Genomic DNA, 17,267 nt, shown 5'->3' with positions numbered 1-17,267 from the left:
GCGGGCGGCGTATGTGCGCAGTGGGGCGCCAGTAGATGCCGCGGCGCGCCGCCCCGGCCGCCAGCGCGCGCGACATCCGGCGCGCGACGTTGTGGTTCATCGTCCTCTTCATACGGTCACCAGCGGGGCGGGATTTTTCAGGTATTGCTCGCGGATCGCACGTGCCGACCAATAAGCCAGCGCCGCGATGATCCCGGTCGGGTTGTAGCCGATGCCCTGCGGCAGCGCCGATGCGCCCATCACGAACACGTTGTGCACGTCCCAGCACTGCAGGTAGCGGTTCAGCACGCTCGTCTTCGGGTCGGTGCCCATGATCGCGCCGCCGACGAGGTGAGTCGTCTGGTACGCGCGCGAATCGAAGTGCTTGCCGAATTCGCGCGTCGATACGCCGATCGCCTTCGGCCCCATCGCCTCCGCGATCTTCTTCATCTGCCCGGTCACGTACTGCGCCATCTTGATGTCGTTGTCCTTCCAGTCGAAGGTCATCCGCAACAGCGGCTGGCCGTACGAGTCGCGATAGGTCGGATCGAGGTCGAGATACACGTCGCGGTACGACATGTTGGTGCCGTGCGCATCCATCGAGATCGTGTGCGCGTAGTTGTCCTTGACCGCCTTCTTCCACGCGGAGCCCCACTGCGGCGTGCCGGGCGGCGTCGCGATGCCGCTGATCGGCTTCACGCCGGCCTGGTTCACCCACAGCGGCGAGCCGCCGACGAAGCCGAGCGGGCCATGGTCGAAGTTGTCCGCGTTGAAATCGTCCACTGCGACGCCGTTGCCGCCCGCGCCGATGAACGGATTCGTGTAGGTATCCTTGTCGAAAAACGCCTTGATCGTCGACAGGTTCTGGTACGCGAAATTGCGGCCCACGACGCCTTCGCCCGAGATCGGGTCGTACGGCTTGCCGATGCCCGACAGCAGCAGCAGGTGCACGTTGTGGTACTGGAACGCGGCCACGATCACGAGATCGGCCGGCTGGTGCACTTCACGCCCGGCCGGGTCGACGTAGGTCACGCCCGTCGCGCGCTTTTTCGTATCGTCGAGGTCGACGCGCAGCACGTGGCACTTCGAGCGCAGCTCGAAGTTCGGCGCCTGCTTCAGCGCGGGCAGGATGTTCAGGTTCGGCGACGCCTTCGAGTACATGTAGCACGCGTAGCCGCTGCAGTAGCCGCAGAAGTTGCACGGACCCATCTGCACGCCGTACGGGTTCGTGTACGGGCCCGACGTGTTCGCCGACGGCAGCCGGTACGGATGCAGGCCGAGCGACTTCGCCGCATCGGAGAAGCGCTGCGCCGAATAGGTGTTGAGCTGCGCGGGCAGCGGGAAGTTGTCGCTGCGGTTCGCTTCGAACACGTTACCGTCGCCGACCACCTTGCCGCCGACCTTGTACGCCTGCCCCGACGTGCCGAACACCTTCTCGGCGAAGTCGAAATGCGGCTCGAGCTCCTCGTAGGTCACGCCCGTGTCCTGGATCGTCATCCCTTCGGGGATGAACTTCTTGCCGTAGCGCTCTTCATAGTGGCTGCGCAGGCGCAGCTCTTCCGGCGTGATCCGGAAATGGACGCCCGACCAGTGCAGCCCCGCACCGCCCACGCCTTCGCCCGGGAGGAACGCGGCGAGCTGCCGGTACGGCAGCGCGGTGTCCTGCAGGCCGTGGCGGATCGACACGGTCGTCTTCGACAGGTCGAGGAACAGCTTCTTGCGGATGTTGTAGGTCAGCTCGTCGATCGTGTTCGGATACGCGCCGTCCGGATAGGTGTCGCGATACTCGCCGCGCTCGAGCGCAACGACGTTCAGGCCCGCTTCGGTCAGTTCCTTCGCGAGAATCGCGCCGGTCCAGCCGAAGCCGACGATCACCGCATCGACATGCGGTTTTTTCTCTGCGGCCATCAGCTGCGCTCCCCGTTGATCGAGACGGGGCCATACGGATAGGGCTTGCCGCTCTGGTTGACGAAATCCATGAAGTCCGCGCGCGCGCCGGGAAAGCCGATCATTTTCCACGCGGCCATGTCGTGATTGCCGCCATGCACCGGGTCGCAGAAGTAGCCTTCGCGCGTGTTCTGCAGCAACTGGCCGAAGAACACGCCGGGCGGCACGTCGTCGATCTGCGCACCGCCCTTCTCCAGCGCGCCGAGCACGGTGTCGCGCGTCGGCGCGTCGAGCTCTGCGAACGCCTTGCCGTGGGTCTTCTCGCAATAACGGTTGACCGCCGCGATGCCGAGCCGGTAGATGTCGCGCGGCACCAGCTTCAGTTGATAGCCGAGCTCGGGCACGCCCTGCTGGAACGGCCCCTGCATGTACCAGGTGGCGCCGTGCGCATACGGCGTCTCCATCTGGCGGTCGATGAATTCGGGCACGCCCGATTCGAGCGCGCCGGGGCCTTCCGCGTCGGCCGGAATCAGCCGGTCGACGGCGGCCTGGACGAACGCCCATTCCTTCGCATCGAAAAAGGTCGGCTTGTACGGGGTGCGTTCGGCGTTGGCCGATGCACCGGGCGCGTTGCCGGTCGTCGCGGACGGCGACGACGAGCGCAGGTCGCAGCCGGCGACCGACGCGATCGGCACGAGCGCGACCGACGTGCGCAGGAAACGGCGGCGCGAATTGGGTTTGTCAGGTGACGTGGACATGGTCGGATGTTGATCGTTGGGGATCGGGGCCCGGACGCGCGCACTCCGCATGCGGCATGTCCGGCATGGCAGCCATGCCGCACGCGGCTGGCCGTCCTGTTCTTTCGTCTGTTGCGAACAACCACGATGCAGGCGCCGTCCGTGCAATGCGCGGCAGCGCCTTCATGCAGCCGCACATCGCGCCAATTCAGGCTGCGCTGCACGGATCGGCTTCTTCGCGAGCCTTATCGTCTGACAAATACCGGCATCTGCCTGCATCTGCCCCTCATCGCTCATGACCCTCATTCAACTTAGACGCCGCGTTTGCCGACAGCAAGCGCGACGTGCACGACCCTCTTTCGGGTCAGGCGACAAGTGCCGCGAATTATATCTGGAACCGGTTCCATCAAGAGTTACTCCAATGCAATTCAATGCATCGAAAATTGCAACAATTGAAAAATCCGGCAGCCGGAACGCACAAGGATCGTGTGATTACCGGCTGATGCGGGCGTCAGGTAGACGATTGTTGTGTGGCGAGCTGCACCGAAGGCTGTCGCTTTCCAGCCACGCAGCGCACCCGAGGGTGCGCTGCGTGGCGGTCTGGTAGCCTCCGCGACTCATGAATACAAAGAAGAATGAACTGCCGGCGCCCGACGCGACCCGCATCAGCCGCACGCTCAGCTACCTGCTGCGCCACGCGCCGCAGACGATCGGGCTGCAACTCGACCCGGAAGGCTGGGCCGACATCGACGAACTGATCGTGGGTATCGCCCGCCAGGGGCTCCATCTCGATCGCGCAACGCTGGAAACCGTCTGCGCGACCAACGACAAGCAGCGCTTCGCCCTCTCCGACGACGGCCGTCGCATCCGTGCGGTACAAGGGCATTCGACGCCCGTCGTGCAGCGCCGCTATCCGGCCGCGCAGCCGCCCGAGCGCGTCTATCACGGCACCGCGACGCGCTTCCTGGATTCGATCCGGGCACAAGGGCTGAAACCGGGCGCCCGTCATCACGTGCATCTGTCGGCGGACATCCGGACCGCGCTGGCCGTCGGCACACGCTACGGCGTGCCGGTGATTCTCGAGGTCGATGCGCAGCGCATGCATCTGCAAGGCCACACGTTCTTCGTCGCGGAAAACGGCGTATGGCTGACCGACACCGTGCCGGCGGAATACCTTAAAGAGATGGACGGGCCCGCGCGCTGAGACGCGCGCTCACCACGGCCAGAACATCGACGCGATCGACAGCGCCAGCGCCGCGCAAAGCGGCGAGTAATACAGCGTGTCCATGCGTGCGAAACGCGACCCGCGAATCCGCTTGAAGAAGCCGACGTAACGGAAATCGCCGACGGCCCGCACCGCGAAGATCAGTGCGAACGCAACGACCGCGAACGAGATCGTGCCGGGATACGTGTTCGGCCCCATCCACCCGGCACGCGCGGCAACCACGCACGCGCCGCCCAGCAGCGCCACCGCGACTGCCAAGGTGCCAATGGCGGTTGGCCGCAGCAGCGGTTCGCCGTCCTGCTCCGGAATGGCCGCTCCCTTGCCGCGCCGCCCGCCCAACGCCCAGTAGACGTGAATGAGCGCGATTGCGCAAAGCGTCGGCACGCTGAAATACGCTCCGGTCATGTCGATCGATGTCCTCGTCTCGTTGTCTCGTTATCTCGATGGGTTGCCAGCCAGGTTCCGGCGCGCGGCCCCGGTCCGCGACACACGTGACGATACCGAAACCCGGCAACGCTTGCATTGCGACGTCCGGTCGCAACCCGCCACGACGCATGTTGCGATGCAGTGCGACCGCAGGCGCGCGCGGGCCGGCCGCTTGACTTCCCTCCGCGCACTACTACCCTGTTATTCCAGTACCGCGGTCGATACGCCCCGGCGCGATCGGCCGCACGTGCATCGTTCGCCGCTTTGCGCACCTGCACGACAACGATAACGAAGGCCATGGAGGCGACTCATGCTGATCGGTGTGCCGAAAGAGATCAAGAACCACGAATACCGTGTCGGCCTCACGCCGGCCGGCGCGCGCGAATTGACGCGGCACGGCCATCGTGTCCTGGTGCAGCGCGGCGCGGGCACGGCGATCGGCCTGCTCGACAACGACTACACGGCCGCGGGCGCATCGCTTTGCGACGGTGCCGACGAAGTCTTCGCGCGTGCCGACATGATCATCAAGGTCAAGGAGCCGCAACCGGCGGAATGCGCGATGTTGCGACGCGGGCAGATCCTCTACACGTACCTGCATCTCGCGCCCGATCCCGACCAGGCGGCCGCGCTCGTGAAGTCCGGCGCCGTCTGCATCGCCTACGAAACCGTGACCGGCCCCGGCGGCGGCCTGCCGCTGCTCGCGCCGATGAGCGAGGTGGCCGGGCGCATGTCGATCCAGGTCGCGGCGACCCACCTCGAAAGCCCGCGCGGCGGGCGTGGCCTGCTGATGGCCGGTGTGCCCGGCGTGCCGGCCGCGCATGTCGTCGTGCTCGGCGCGGGCGTGGTGGGCACCGGCGCGCTGCAGATGGCGGTCGGCCTCGGCGCACGCGTCACCGTGCTCGACACCAACGTGAACCGGCTGCGCCAGCTCGACCTCGTCTTCGCCAACCGGATCACGACCGTCTGCTCGAACGCGCACACGATCGACGAAGCCGTGCGCGATGCCGACGTCGTGATCGGCGCCGTGCTCGTGCCGGGCGCATCGGCGCCGCGGCTCGTCACGCGCGACATGATCGCGACGATGCGCACGGGAGCGGTCGTCGTCGACGTCGCGATCGACCAGGGCGGATGCTTCGAAACCTCGCATGCGACGACGCACGCGGCCCCGACCTTCGTCGTCGACGGCGTCGTGCACTACTGCGTCGCGAACATGCCCGGCGCGGTCGCGCGCACGTCGACCTTCGCGCTGAACAACGCGACGCTCACCCATGCGCTCGCGCTCGCCGACAAGGGCTGGAAACAGGCGATGACCGACGATCCGCACCTGCGTGCGGGCCTGAACGTGTGCGACGGGCACATCACGTACGAGGCAGTCGCGCTGGCGCTCGGCCTGCCCTACGTGCCGGCGACCGGTGTGCTGGCATGACGTGACCGCATTCATGTGTGGCCAGCGGCTGACGGCACGCGCCGCCAGTTGCGTTCACGCGCCCTTCGCGCCGCCGCTGCGCTTCGACGCCCCGCCCGCGCCCATCGTGCGCGCCAGCAGCGGCCTCAATTGCGCAAGCGTGCGCGTGTTCAGCACGTCGGGCCGCGTGAGCCAGCCACGACGCGCCTGATCGACCCCGTACGCAAGATTGTCGAGTTCGTCCGCACTGCACGCATCCGAGCCGATCGCCACCGGCACGCCGGCCTTCGCCGCCTCGCGGCACCAGATGTCCGGCAGGTCGAGCCGCCGCGGCTGCGCATCGAGTTCGACGAAGCAGCCGCGCGCCGCGGCATGCGCGATCACGCGCGGCACGTCGAGTTCGCATGCGTCGCGCTCGCCGAGCACGCGGCCCGTCGGGTGCGCGAGAATCGTGAAATACGGATGATCCATCGCGCGCAGCATGCGCGCGGTCTGCGCATCGCGTGACAGCTCGAAGCCGTCGCGTACCGCACCGACCACCAGATCGAGGCGACCGAGCATCGCATCGGGCACGTCGAGACTGCCATCCTCGCGAATGCCGGCCTCCACGCCCTTGAGCAGCACGAAATCGTCGAACGACGCGTTGAGGCGATCGATCTCGTCGAGCTGCCGGGCAAGCCAGTCGACGTTGTTGCGGCCGCCGCCGGCGTGCGGTGCCCGGTCGGTGATGGCCAGGTACGCGAACCCGCGAGCGCGTGCCGCATCGGCCATCGCGCGCAGGCTGTCGCGGCCGGCCGACGCGTCGGTATGCGCATGCAGGTCGCCGTGGACATGCTTGCGCTCGACCAGCGCCGGCAGCGTGCCTGCTCGTGCTGCGTCGATCTCGCCGCGATCCTCGCGCAATTCGGGCGGTACGTCGTGCAGCCCGATCGCCGCATAGATCGACGCCTCGGTCTCCCCGGCAATCCGTTCGTCGCCGCGAAACACGCCGTACTCGTTGATCTTCAGCCCGCCGGCCTGCGCGATCCTGCGCAACGCGATGTTGTGCGCCTTCGATCCGGTGAAGTAGACGAGCGCCGCGCCGAATGCGTCGGCATCGACGACGCGCAAGTCGACCTGCAACCCGCTGGCGAGTACGACGCTCGACTTCGTCTTGCCGTGCGCCAGCACGCGCGCCACCTCGCCATAGCCGACGAACGCTTCGGCGACGGCCACCGGATCGCGTGCGGTGACGAGGATGTCGAGATCGCCGACCGTCTCGCGGCGGCGGCGGAAACTGCCGGCCGGCACGGCCTTGCCGACGCCGGCAATCGCGCGCAGGCGTTCGAGCAGCGGCAGCAGCGAGTGCGCCGCATCCGGCAGCAGGAAGCGTTGAGGTTCGCGCTTCAGCCGGTCGTCGATCGCTTCGAGCAGATGCGCTTCGGTTTTCGCGCCGAAGCCCGGCAGCTCGCGCACGTGCCCGCTCTTCGCTTCCGCGCGAAGCTGCTCGAGCGAATCGACGTGCAGTGCGTCATGCAGCGCCTTCACGCGTTTCGCGCCGAGCCCCGGCACGTCGAGCAACTCGACGATCGCGCCCGGCAACGCGTGACGCAGCGTTTGCTGCAATTCGCAGGTGCCGGTCGCGGCGATCTCGCGCAGCTTCGAAGCCAGATCGGGCCCGATCGACGGAATCTTGCCGAGATCGTCGCCGTTCGCGATCATCGTCGGAATATCGCGCCCATAGTCGGCAATCGTCCGTGCGGCGTTGCGATAGGCACGCACCCGGAACGGATTGGCGCCCTGGATTTCGAGCATGTCGGCAATCTCGGCGAACACGGCCGCACACCCGGCATTGTGGATCGGCATGATCGGCGTGGCTCCCTTCCACGTGGATGGCGCCGTGCGCGTGCGCGACGGCGTCTGCCCGCCCGGCGCCGCATGCTGACGCCGCCGGGCGCCCGTTCATCATCGTACGCCGGCCGTGCCGCGCGTGCAGCGCCGTGATGGCGACGACACCGGAGTCAGAGGGAAGCGCGCGGCGTGGTCGCGTAGTGCCGCTCGTAGATCGACTGGCAATGCGTGCAGCGTTCGGCGGCCGGGCGTGCCAGCAGGCGCTCGTAGCCGACCGAACCGTCGCAGTCGATGCACTCGCCGTAGCTGCCGTCGCGCATCCGCTGCTGGGCGCGGCCGATCGCGCGCAGCTCGGTCAGTTTCATGCCGATCAACGCATGATCGACGTCGACGAACAGGTCCGCATTGGCCTCGTCGCCCTCGTCCGGCGCCGCGCCGGCAAGGTCTGCGTAGGATTCCGACGCGCGCTGGTCTTCGGTGGTGCGAATCTCCGCACGCAACGTCTGCTCGCTCTCGTTCAGCCGCTGTTTCAGCGTCTGCCGTTGTTGTTGGTCGAGCGCCATGGCCGTCTCTCCTGTTCCGGGTTCCGCGCGGAGCATTGCGGCGCGCGGTGTCGCGCCGGTGCGCGGCGGACAGGCGTCACCCCCTGCCACCGTGTCCGGATGTGCGCCCGGAGACACGAAGTGCCGGACGCATTCGACGCAGGATAAACCCAATGAACTCGCGTGTGTTGACCGGAATCAGCGTGGCGCTCGGTGCATGCAGATGTATGCGGAATTGGGGACGGACGTGAAATCGCGACGTCGTCGAACGGGGATGTCGCAAGCACCGCGGGATCGCTCGACCCGTGCGCAACGTTGCGTCATCGCGCGTCACGCATCGGCACGGACGATGTCGAGCAACGTACGCGCCGAGCGCTGCCAGCTATACCGCTGCGCCTGCTCGCGGCCCAGCGTGCGCAGCCGTGCCCGCAGTTCGGGATCGTCCATGACGCGGGCGATCGCCGCGGCGATATCCGGCGGCGAATACGCATCGCAGAACAGCGCTGCACCGCCGCAGACTTCCGGAAGCGCGCCTTCGTGCGACACGATGACCGGGCAGCCACACCGCATCGCCTCGAGCGGCGGCAGCCCGAATCCTTCGTATAGCGACGGAAACACGAAGCAGCCCGCATGCTCGTACAGCGCCTTCAGCTCGCCGTCGGTCACGTAACCGGCCCATGTGACATACGGGTCGTCTTCGCGCAGGCCCGCCGCCCGTGCGCCGAAGACCTTCGCATTGGCGCCCCCCGCGATCACGAAGCGCAACGTCGGGTGCGACTCGCGCATCAGCGCTACCGCAGCCAGTGCGCGCACGAGGTTCTTGCCGGGCGCGAGCGACCCGACGAACAACACGTAGCGGTCCGTCTCGAGATTCAGGCGTGACAGCACGCCGGGATCGGCATCGATGCGGTCGATATGATCGACCGCACCCGGCACGACCGACAGGCGTGCAGGCGGCACGCCAAGCCGCGCGGCCAGCCGCGCCCGCGAAAAATGCGAAACCGTCACGATATGGCGCGCACGTCGTTTCATGATCGAGAACGCGAAGCGGTACCAGAGGCGAAACGCCATCGAATAGCCGTCCGGCAGATCGAAAATCGCCGCGTCATGAATCACCAGCAGTTGATCGCGCTTGACCAGCGGGCCAATGTTGCAAAGGCTCAGCAAGGTCCGGCCGCGCGTCGTGCGCGGCAGCGTCCATTGTTCCCACAGCGTGCCGTGACGGCGCCCGGACGTCAGCGACCGCGCGCCGGCCGGCATGGCTGCCGGATCGTGATCGGACGGCACGACGAGCGACAGGGCATCGTCGGCGCTGGCGATCCGTGCGAGCTCGGCCGTCAGTTCGTATGCCACGCGCTGAACACCCGTCATGCGCTGCGCGGTGAATTTCCCGTTGATTGCGAGCCGGCACGGCTGCGCGGCAGACGCGGCCGTGCCGGCGCCCCGCTCCGCGCGCGCTTCCTGCAATACCGGTGCGCTTCGCTCTCGAATCGACGTTGACATGATCGTGACCATTCCGATGGCTGCGGCGCGTCTTTGCGCCGCCGGACACCCCGTCATGCGGGATGCTGCTGTGCCGTCAGTGTGTCCGTCATCCGCGCTCCGGTCGGTACGTTCGATCGCACAACGCGCCGCTTCCCGGATGATTCGTCATCCTTAGAACGCATTGCGCCCGATGAATCCCCGCACGACCGTCAACAGGATGATCTTTATGTCGAACCAGAAGCTCCAGTTCTGCATGTAGAACAGATCGAACTTCACACGCGCTTCCATCGCCTCGACCTTGCGCGTCTCGCCGCGATAGCCGTTCACCTGTGCCCATCCGGTGATGCCGGGCCGCACGCGGTAGCGGTACATGTAGCAGTCGATCAGTTGCCGGTACAAGTCGTCGTGTTCGATCGCATGGGGGCGCGGGCCGACGACCGACATCTGCCCGAACAACACGTTGAAGAACTGCGGCAACTCGTCGAGCGACGTGCGCCGCAGGAACGCGCCGACGCGCGTGATGCGCGAATCGTTGCGCGACGCCTGCCGCACGACACCCGGTTGGTCGCGATGCACGCGCATCGTCCGGAACTTCAGGATGTCGAACTCGCGGCCGTCGACGCCCTTGCGGCGCTGCCTGAACAGCACGGGCCCCGGCGACGACAGCTTGACCGCGATCGCCAGCATCGACAGCAGCGGCAGCAACGGAATCAGCACGCCGAACGCGAACAACCGGTCGAACGCGAACTTCGCCCACAGCTCCGGCGCCGAGCGCGGCGTGGTCGCGAGGTTGATGGCCGGCATGCCGAGCACGTCGGTCGCCGAGCGATCGACCACGGCCATCTGCCGCACGTCGGGCAGCAGCCGCAGTTCCACGAACTCGTCGCGCAACTCGCGGACGATGCGCTGGATCCGCCACTCGTGCGACATCGGCAGCGTGAGCCAGACCTCGTCGATCTCGCCGCCGCGAATCAGGTCGCGCAACGCTTCCCAGTCGTCGATCACCGGCACGCCGCCGATCCCGCCGGTGGCAGCCGGTGCGTCGTCATCGAATACGCACGCCGCCACGAAAGGCCCCTGCGGCGCAAGCTGCATCCGCTCGACCGCGACACGTCCGTACGCCGTGGCACCGACCACCGCGACGCGGCGCTGCCGCGCACGAGGATCGTCACGCGTCAGCGCGAGCGCCAGCAGCGCGGCACGGCCGAGCAGCAACGCGGCGTCGCCGGCCAGCACCGTGCGCACGATCCAGCGTGTCGTGACCGTGCCGCCGCGGTTCATGATCCACATCGCGGCGGCCACCGTCAGCACGCTTGCGCAGACGAGCGCCACCACCGTTTGCGTCAGCACGTGCGTGCCGCCTTGCGGCGCGACGCTGCCACGCACGGTGCGCAGGTAGCGCGGCAGCAAGGCCACGGTCAGCACGCACAGCAGCGCGATCGCGCCGCGCTGCGCGTCGGACAGCTCGCGCCACGCGAGGCCCGACGCCACCTGCGCCGCGAGCGCGCCTGCCAGCACGAGCACGACGTCGGTAACTGCGATCACAGAACGCCGCAACGCATTCGCTCCACCGGACCTCGACTGCATCGTCACGCACCATGTGCCGGGAACCCGCGATGCGCGTCCGGCATGCGGGTCCGAACCGGCGCCGGCCTTGCCGTCCCGCGTGTGCCGAGCAGCCTGCGATAGTCCGCGCGAATCAGGTCGTAGCATTCACACGCGTGATGTTCGAGGCCGTCGCGGTCGAGCACCGTGATGCGGCCGCGGCGTTGCCGGATCAGCCCGGCTTCCTGCAGGTTGCCCGCCGCTTCCGTCACGCCTTCGCGCCGCACGCCGAGCATGTTCGCGATCGTCTGCTGCGTGACGGCCAGTTCGTCGCCGTCGATGCGGTCGTGTGCAAGCAGCAGCCAGCGGCTGAGCTGCTCGCTGACCGAGTGATGCCGGTTGCACAGCGCGCTGCGCGAGATCTGTGCCATCGCCGCCTGGCAATAGTTGAGCAGCAGCCGGTAGGTTTCCGGCGAGCGCTCGAATTCGGCGCGTATCACGCAGCTCGGCACGCGATAGGCCATCCCGCCGATGCGGACCTCGACGCGGTGCGACGCCGCAGCGCCACCGACCATCGTCGCCAGCCCGACCACCCCCTCGCGGCCGACCTGCGCCACCTCGACCATCGCACCGTCCTCCATCAGGTGCTGCACCGACATCATCGACGTAGTCGGGAAGTGCACGTGACGCATCGGCTCGCCGACCCGGTCAAGCATCCCGGCCTTGATCCTGACCAGTTCGAGATGCGGTGCAATGTTGCGGATGCTGTCCTCGGGGAGGGCATCGAGGATGGCATTCGCCGAGTAGCTCGAGTGAAGATGAAGCATGTCTGTATCCCTTTTATCGTCCGCGCCGCCTGCAGCTGCGTACACGGAATTCGTTATCGCGATGCGCGCCCGGACGTTGGCTTGGGTTGCGGCCACAACCCTGATTCCGACCGACCATCGGCTTACCGCCGCCGGATCGAGTCGACCGTCCCGCTTCGACACGCCAGCCCGAATAAGCGATTTACGTGCCAATACATGCCCATCATTAATATATGAATCACACCGGATTTAGATCACCCGAATAACCCGTTCAAAAGCAAAAAAAGCGTCTCATTTCCGGACACTCTTCCGGACGATGGACACTGCACGCCATTTGACTGATCATTTCGCGTGCAACGCGCCGAAGCAGCCACACCGGTACTGCGAGGCTTGCCGCTCATATACTTACAGTAGATTTTCAATTGTTTCCATGATGTGCCGGACAGCATTCCGCCACGACTCCACGCCTCACACGGCTGTTTGAAACTGTCTCAAATTTGAATCGACACACTAATTTTCAGCTCTGTCACCTACCGCACAATTCATCCGCAAGCCGTTGATATTCATCGCTATTTTTGCGCGCACCATTTATTTGTCAAAGAATGTTCAATGCCCACCACGCACTTTGCCAAAGTGATGCGCGCCCTTGCCCGATTGATTCCCGGACGACACGAAATGAATGCGAGAAGTCGCATTCGGCTTCCGGATGATTAATTCCGCTGGAATGAATCATTAAATCCGGATAACGTTTGCACCCGGCCAAAATCGTCAAACTTTGTGAAATGACGCAATGTGCAATTGATCAATTTCAATGGCGTGCTAGCCTTTTTGCCAGTATCGTCACTCCATTTTTGACGAACACAAGTCCGCACGATCGTGCGAATTCCCCATTTTCGGGGTATCGCCGCGACGACGCGTGACCGCCACCCTACGAGGATGCGCCGTGACTCACCAGGCCCCTGAAGCCGTTGCGTACGCGAACGGCATGATCGAGCTTTCCCACAGCTTCGATGCGAACCGCTTTCTCGCGGCCATCGACCGCGACGAGCTCGCGACGCTGGTCCCCCACCTTCAACTCGTCCACCTGAAATCCGGACAAGTGCTCTGCGAGCCTGGAGAAATGCTCGCCGCGGTCTACCTGCCCGTCACGACCGCGATTTCGCTGCAGTACGTGTCGTCCGGCGGCATGACGCTGGAAGTCGCGGAGATCGGTAGCGAAAGCGTGGTGTGCGACGACGTGATCGGCGGCAGCGGCCGGATGCCCTGCCGCGCCGTGGCATGCCGCGACGGCTTCGTCTACCGGCTCGACCGGCGCGTGTTCGCCGCGGCGTTCGACGCATCGCCGGTGATCCGCCATCTCGTGTTCGTGTGCGTGCGGCTGCTGATGGCGCAGGTCTCGCAGATCACGTTCTGCAGCCGTCATCACGTGCTCAAACATCAGTTATGCAGATGGTTCCTGCTCGCGTACGACCGGACCCGCAGCATCGAGATCCAGGTGACGCACAGCATGCTGGCGCAAATGCTCGGCGTGCGGCGCGAAACGGTCACCGATGCCGCTGGCGAAATCCAGAAGCTGGGCCTGATCCGGCAATACCGGAGTTCGATCGAGCTCGCCGACCTCAATGGCCTCGAAAAAATGTCGTGCGGCTGCCGCGCGATCGTGCGCGACGAGATGAAGCGCATCCTGTCGGCCGATTCGGGCGTGCCGGCCGCGTCGCGGGCCTGATCGGCATGCCGCATCGGGCGGCGCTTCCACGCCGCCTGCGTGCCGGGTCAGCCGTTTGTAGGGTGGCGAACAGAACGCCGTGTCTGCCAATGGTCTACTGATGCCGGACTGCCGGGGGGACGTCAGCGCGTATCGCGCGTCTGCCCGAGCGGACGACACCACGCACGCCGGAGCAGCACGTGAAAAACGAAATCAGAACCATCCTGAAGCACGTCGCCCATCTCGAAGCCGCGATCGATTCGATCGGCGACGGGGACGACCTCTACGAAGCGGGCCTTTCGTCACTCGACACGATCCAGCTGATGCTCGCGATCGAGAGGCAATTCAACATCGAGATTCCCGACGAGATGCTGAACCGCAACCTGTTCCGCAGCATCGACGCGCTCGCGGACACCATCACCACGCTGCAACGCACCGAGCATTCGGCATGAGCGCGCTGCTTCCCGAACTCGCGGCCGACAGCGATTCGCGTCGGCTCGACGAGGCCGCGCATGCCGTCGCGCAGATCGCCGCGCAGCACGCGGACGCGGTCGACCGCGACGCGCGCTGCCCCGTCGAGGCGATCGAGGCGATGCGCGCGCGCCGCCTGCTCGGCGCGATGGTCCCGACCCATCTCGGCGGCGCAGGCGCGTCGCTGGAAGACATCGCGTCGGCCTGCTCGATTCTCGGCCAGGCCTGCGCGTCGTCGGCGATGGTGTTCGCGATGCACCAGATCCAGGTCGCCTGCATTGTCGATCACGCGCTCGACCAGGGCTGGCACAAGCTGTTCCTGCAGCAGCTCGTGCGCCACCAGTGGCTGCTCGCATCGGCCACGTCGGAAGACGGCGTCGGTGGCAACCTGCGTGCGAGCCAGTGCGCGCTCGACATCAACGGCGGCGAGTTCCGGCTGCGCAAATCCGCGCCGACGATCTCGTATGGCGACTATGCGGACGGCATCCTCGCGACCGCACGACGCGATGCGGACGCGCCCGCTTCCGAGCAGGTGCTCGTCACGCTGCTGCGCGACGGCTACACGCTCACGCGCCGCGGCGAATGGGACACGCTCGGGATGCGCGGCACCTGCAGCAACGGTTTCGAGCTCGATGCGCAAGGCGCCGCCGTCCAGTGCCTGCCGGTGCCGTTCGCGAAGATCGCCGAAGAAACGATGGTGCCGGTGTCGCACATCCTGTGGGCCGCGGTATGGATCGGCGTGGCCGGCGACGCATTCCACCGCGCACATCAATTCTTCCGCGCCCAGGCACGACAGACCGACGGCGCACCGTCGCCCGCGTCGCGGCGCATCGCCGAATCGCTCGCGCTGATGCAGGCGATGCAGGCCCGCGTCGACAACGTGCTGCGCCTTCATGCGAATCCGGCGTCCCGCTCGTGGTCGGCCGGCATGGCCCGGGCCGCCGAGATCAACACGCTGAAGACCTACGTGTCGACGACCGCGCTGGAAGTCGCGCACCAGGCCATGATGATCTGCGGGATGGCCGGCTACAAGCAGGGCACGCCGTTCAGCATCGGCCGCCACATTCGCGACCTGCATGCGGCGCCGCTGATGATCAGCAACGACCGCATTGCCATCAACACCTCGAACCTGCTGCTCGCGCTGCGTCCTGCGACGCTGGAGAAACATACGTGAACGATCGCCTTGCCGTGCCCTCCGCCGCCTCCACTCCCGCCGATGCACCGATCGACCGCGCGGGCGTCAACCCGCTGCGCGACGAACTGATCGACGCGGGCCTGCTGGTCTCCACCGGCATCCAGGGCCTGTTCGGCCGCAGCGAACGGTTCGAGCGCGTCGTGGAAGCGCTCGACGCGTTCGTCACGCGCATCGGCGCCGACCAGCAGGCCGAAGTGCTGCGCTTCCCGCCGGCGATGAGCCGCACCGAATTCGAGCGCAGCGAATACATGAAAAGCTTTCCGCAACTCGCGGGCAGCGTGCATGCATTCTGCGGCGACGAACACCAGCACCAGCGCGTATTGCAGTGCCTCGATCGCGGCGACGACTGGACGGAAAGCCAGAAGCCGACCTATGTCGTAATGACGCCGGCCGCGTGCTACCCGGTCTACCCTGTCGTCGCACGCGCAGGCGCGCTGCCGGCCGACGGCCGGATCGTCGACGTCTTCTCGTACTGCTTCCGCCACGAACCGTCGCTCGACCCGACCCGCATGCAGCTGTTCCGGATGCGCGAGTACGTGCGGATCGGTACGCCCGAGCAGATCGTGTCGTTCCGCGAGACCTGGATCGAACGCGGTACGCGGATGATCGAGGCGCTGCGCCTGCCCAATGCGATCGACCTCGCGAACGATCCGTTCTTCGGTCGCGGCGGCAAGATCGTCGCGAACAGCCAGCGCGAGCAGAACCTCAAGTTCGAGTTGCTGATCCCGATCGAGCATGACGGTCGCCAGACCGCGTGCCTGAGCTTCAACTACCACATGGACCATTTCGGGCTGCTGTGGGACATCCGCACCGCGACGGGCGACGTCGCGCACACGGGTTGCGTCGGCTTCGGCCTCGAGCGGCTCACGCTCGCGCTGTTCCGTCATCACGGTTTCGACATCGACGCATGGCCGCAGGAAGTCCGCGACGTGCTGTGGGGCACGCGATGAGATTCGTGTCCCGCGACGGCGAAGACGCGTCGTTCGAGGATGTGCGCCACCGCGCGCGCCACTACCGGCCGCATCCGCTGCATAGCCAGGAGATGGTCTGGAAACAGACCAACTGCTACGTCGACATGTGGCTCGAGGTGCTCCGGTGGTGGGGCTTCAATCCGTACGCGGCGCTGCCGTTTACGATCGCGCTCGATTTCGAGGGCGACCAGTTCACGTTCTTCAAGTTTCCGCACGACGAACTGGAGCGGCTGTACGGCATCGTCGTGCAGGAACACTCGATCTACGAACCGCTCGACCAGCACGTCGAGACGCAGGTTGCGCGCGGCCACCTGATGATCGTCGAGGTCGACGCGTGGTTCCTGCCCGATACCCGCGGCAGCAGCTACCGCACGCAGCACACGAAGACGACGATCGGCATCGATGCAATCGACCGCGCCAAGCGCCAGATCGGCTACTTCCACAACAGCGGCTATTACGTGGCCGAGGATTTCGACTACACCGGGCTCGTCGGCGGCAGTTCGCCGATGACGCTGCCGCCGTACGTCGAATGCGCGAAGCGGCGGTTTGCGCCGCTCGACGAGCGCGAACTGTGCGAAACGTCGCTCACAGCGCTGCAACGTCACCTGCGGCGCCTGCCGGTCGTCAACCCGATCGCCGCGTTCCGGCGTCAGTTGCAGACCGACGCGCGCACGCTCGCCGATTCGCCGCTCGAGCATTTCCATGCGTACTCGTTCAACTCGGTGCGGCAGCTCGGCGCGAACTTCGAGCTGTTCGGCCATTACGCGCGCTGGCTGCAGGCCAGTGGCTGCGTCGGGCCGTTCGCCGAGATCCGCGCCGCGTGCGACCGCATCGCGTCCGAAGCGATGGTGCTGGAATTCCGGCTCGCGCGCGCCTGCGCGCGCGGCAAGGAGGAGCGCGGCGACTCGACGCTCGAAGCGATCGAGGCCGCCTACGCGGATGTGGTTGCCTGCGCGCGCCAGATCGCGTTGCCGCTGCGGCACATGACGCCCGTGCGCAGCGACACTGCGGCACCCGTGCCGGCCATGCGGTGACGCGCGCGCGTGCCCAGCCCGCGT

At 66.4% G+C, this 17,267-nt stretch carries 15 protein-coding genes; 7 read left to right on the top strand and 8 right to left on the bottom strand.

Annotated features, from left to right (window positions below; genetic code table 11):
• Window positions 1-108: 108 nt before the first annotated feature.
• Window positions 109-1,887, bottom strand: a complete 1,779-nt coding sequence (locus G3O00_RS29400; protein WP_011355395.1) for a GMC family oxidoreductase — start codon at window positions 1,885-1,887, stop codon at window positions 109-111.
• Complete coding sequence (locus G3O00_RS29395) at window positions 1,887-2,624, bottom strand: gluconate 2-dehydrogenase subunit 3 family protein (protein ID WP_206145123.1); 738 nt, start codon at window positions 2,622-2,624, stop codon at window positions 1,887-1,889. The genes G3O00_RS29400 and G3O00_RS29395 overlap by 1 nt, the downstream gene beginning before the upstream one ends.
• Before the next feature lie 598 nt (window positions 2,625-3,222).
• Here G3O00_RS29395 and G3O00_RS29390 point away from each other — a divergent pair.
• A complete protein-coding gene (locus G3O00_RS29390) occupies window positions 3,223-3,807 on the top strand; it encodes an RNA 2'-phosphotransferase (protein ID WP_206145122.1) in 585 nt (194 codons plus the stop codon).
• A 9-nt stretch (window positions 3,808-3,816) separates the two neighbouring features.
• On the opposite strand, the gene G3O00_RS29385 is transcribed toward G3O00_RS29390, so the two are convergent.
• Window positions 3,817-4,233, bottom strand: a complete 417-nt coding sequence (locus tag G3O00_RS29385; protein WP_206145121.1) for a DUF3995 domain-containing protein — start codon at window positions 4,231-4,233, stop codon at window positions 3,817-3,819.
• Between the two features lie 331 nt (window positions 4,234-4,564).
• On the opposite strand from G3O00_RS29385, the gene ald reads away from it, so the two are divergent.
• On the top strand, window positions 4,565-5,680 hold the full coding sequence (ald, locus tag G3O00_RS29380; protein ID WP_174932412.1) for an alanine dehydrogenase: 1,116 nt from the start codon (window positions 4,565-4,567) through the stop codon (window positions 5,678-5,680).
• Between the two features lie 54 nt (window positions 5,681-5,734).
• Here the strand turns inward: ald and polX are convergent, their stop codons facing one another.
• From polX to G3O00_RS29355, 5 genes are all read right to left on the bottom strand, one after another.
• Complete coding sequence (gene polX, locus G3O00_RS29375; protein ID WP_206145120.1) at window positions 5,735-7,504, bottom strand: DNA polymerase/3'-5' exonuclease PolX; 1,770 nt, start codon at window positions 7,502-7,504, stop codon at window positions 5,735-5,737.
• Between the two features lie 155 nt (window positions 7,505-7,659).
• Window positions 7,660-8,052: a TraR/DksA family transcriptional regulator gene (locus G3O00_RS29370; RefSeq protein WP_011355401.1), complete on the bottom strand. Its 393-nt coding sequence runs from the start codon at window positions 8,050-8,052 to the stop codon at window positions 7,660-7,662.
• A gap of 309 nt (window positions 8,053-8,361) precedes the next feature.
• Window positions 8,362-9,534, bottom strand: a complete 1,173-nt coding sequence (locus tag G3O00_RS29365) for a glycosyltransferase family 1 protein (RefSeq protein WP_206145119.1) — start codon at window positions 9,532-9,534, stop codon at window positions 8,362-8,364.
• A 153-nt stretch (window positions 9,535-9,687) separates the two neighbouring features.
• Window positions 9,688-11,103, bottom strand: coding sequence for an undecaprenyl-phosphate glucose phosphotransferase (locus G3O00_RS29360; RefSeq protein ID WP_206145118.1), 1,416 nt, complete (start codon window positions 11,101-11,103; stop codon window positions 9,688-9,690).
• Between the two features lie 2 nt (window positions 11,104-11,105).
• On the bottom strand, window positions 11,106-11,888 hold the full coding sequence (locus tag G3O00_RS29355) for a Crp/Fnr family transcriptional regulator (protein ID WP_174932405.1): 783 nt from the start codon (window positions 11,886-11,888) through the stop codon (window positions 11,106-11,108).
• Window positions 11,889-12,810: 922 nt separating this feature from the next.
• Here G3O00_RS29355 and G3O00_RS29350 point away from each other — a divergent pair.
• The 5 genes from G3O00_RS29350 (at window position 12,811) to G3O00_RS29330 (ending at window position 17,243) form a co-directional block, all read left to right on the top strand.
• Window positions 12,811-13,593, top strand: coding sequence for a Crp/Fnr family transcriptional regulator (locus G3O00_RS29350; protein ID WP_011355405.1), 783 nt, complete (start codon window positions 12,811-12,813; stop codon window positions 13,591-13,593).
• Between the two features lie 179 nt (window positions 13,594-13,772).
• Window positions 13,773-14,024 (top strand): acyl carrier protein, encoded by a 252-nt coding sequence (locus G3O00_RS29345; protein WP_011355406.1) that lies wholly within the window; start codon window positions 13,773-13,775, stop codon window positions 14,022-14,024.
• Window positions 14,021-15,217, top strand: coding sequence for an acyl-CoA dehydrogenase family protein (locus tag G3O00_RS29340; protein ID WP_174932403.1), 1,197 nt, complete (start codon window positions 14,021-14,023; stop codon window positions 15,215-15,217). Before G3O00_RS29345 ends, G3O00_RS29340 begins: the two co-directional genes overlap by 4 nt.
• Window positions 15,214-16,188, top strand: a complete 975-nt coding sequence (locus tag G3O00_RS29335; protein ID WP_011355408.1) for an amino acid--[acyl-carrier-protein] ligase — start codon at window positions 15,214-15,216, stop codon at window positions 16,186-16,188. Before G3O00_RS29340 ends, G3O00_RS29335 begins: the two co-directional genes overlap by 4 nt.
• Entirely contained in the window at window positions 16,185-17,243 is a 1,059-nt protein-coding gene (locus G3O00_RS29330) for a DUF1839 family protein (protein WP_174932399.1), read from the top strand. Before G3O00_RS29335 ends, G3O00_RS29330 begins: the two co-directional genes overlap by 4 nt.
• Window positions 17,244-17,267: the final 24 nt, after the last annotated feature.

The sequence above is a fragment of the Burkholderia sp. Ac-20384 genome, assembly GCF_017104605.1.
Lineage (GTDB): Bacteria > Pseudomonadota > Gammaproteobacteria > Burkholderiales > Burkholderiaceae > Burkholderia > Burkholderia lata.
The sequence above is the reverse complement of the archived record's forward strand: the minus strand, read 5'-3'. Positions and strand labels throughout refer to the sequence as shown.

What these genes read in the sequence shown, in the direction of transcription:
- G3O00_RS29370 (WP_011355401.1), bottom strand. Translation starts at nt 8,052, where the DNA reads ATGGCGCTCGACCAACAACAACGGCAGACGCTGAAACAGCGGCTGAAC.
- G3O00_RS29385 (WP_206145121.1), bottom strand. Translation starts at nt 4,233, where the DNA reads ATGACCGGAGCGTATTTCAGCGTGCCGACGCTTTGCGCAATCGCGCTC.
- G3O00_RS29360 (WP_206145118.1), bottom strand. Translation starts at nt 11,103, where the DNA reads ATGCAGTCGAGGTCCGGTGGAGCGAATGCGTTGCGGCGTTCTGTGATC.
- polX (WP_206145120.1), bottom strand. Translation starts at nt 7,504, where the DNA reads ATGCCGATCCACAATGCCGGGTGTGCGGCCGTGTTCGCCGAGATTGCC.
- G3O00_RS29400 (WP_011355395.1), bottom strand. Translation starts at nt 1,887, where the DNA reads ATGGCCGCAGAGAAAAAACCGCATGTCGATGCGGTGATCGTCGGCTTC.
- ald (WP_174932412.1), top strand. Translation starts at nt 4,565, where the DNA reads ATGCTGATCGGTGTGCCGAAAGAGATCAAGAACCACGAATACCGTGTC.
- G3O00_RS29355 (WP_174932405.1), bottom strand. Translation starts at nt 11,888, where the DNA reads ATGCTTCATCTTCACTCGAGCTACTCGGCGAATGCCATCCTCGATGCC.
- G3O00_RS29340 (WP_174932403.1), top strand. Translation starts at nt 14,021, where the DNA reads ATGAGCGCGCTGCTTCCCGAACTCGCGGCCGACAGCGATTCGCGTCGG.
- G3O00_RS29390 (WP_206145122.1), top strand. Translation starts at nt 3,223, where the DNA reads ATGAATACAAAGAAGAATGAACTGCCGGCGCCCGACGCGACCCGCATC.
- G3O00_RS29365 (WP_206145119.1), bottom strand. Translation starts at nt 9,534, where the DNA reads ATGTCAACGTCGATTCGAGAGCGAAGCGCACCGGTATTGCAGGAAGCG.
- G3O00_RS29330 (WP_174932399.1), top strand. Translation starts at nt 16,185, where the DNA reads ATGAGATTCGTGTCCCGCGACGGCGAAGACGCGTCGTTCGAGGATGTG.
- G3O00_RS29395 (WP_206145123.1), bottom strand. Translation starts at nt 2,624, where the DNA reads ATGTCCACGTCACCTGACAAACCCAATTCGCGCCGCCGTTTCCTGCGC.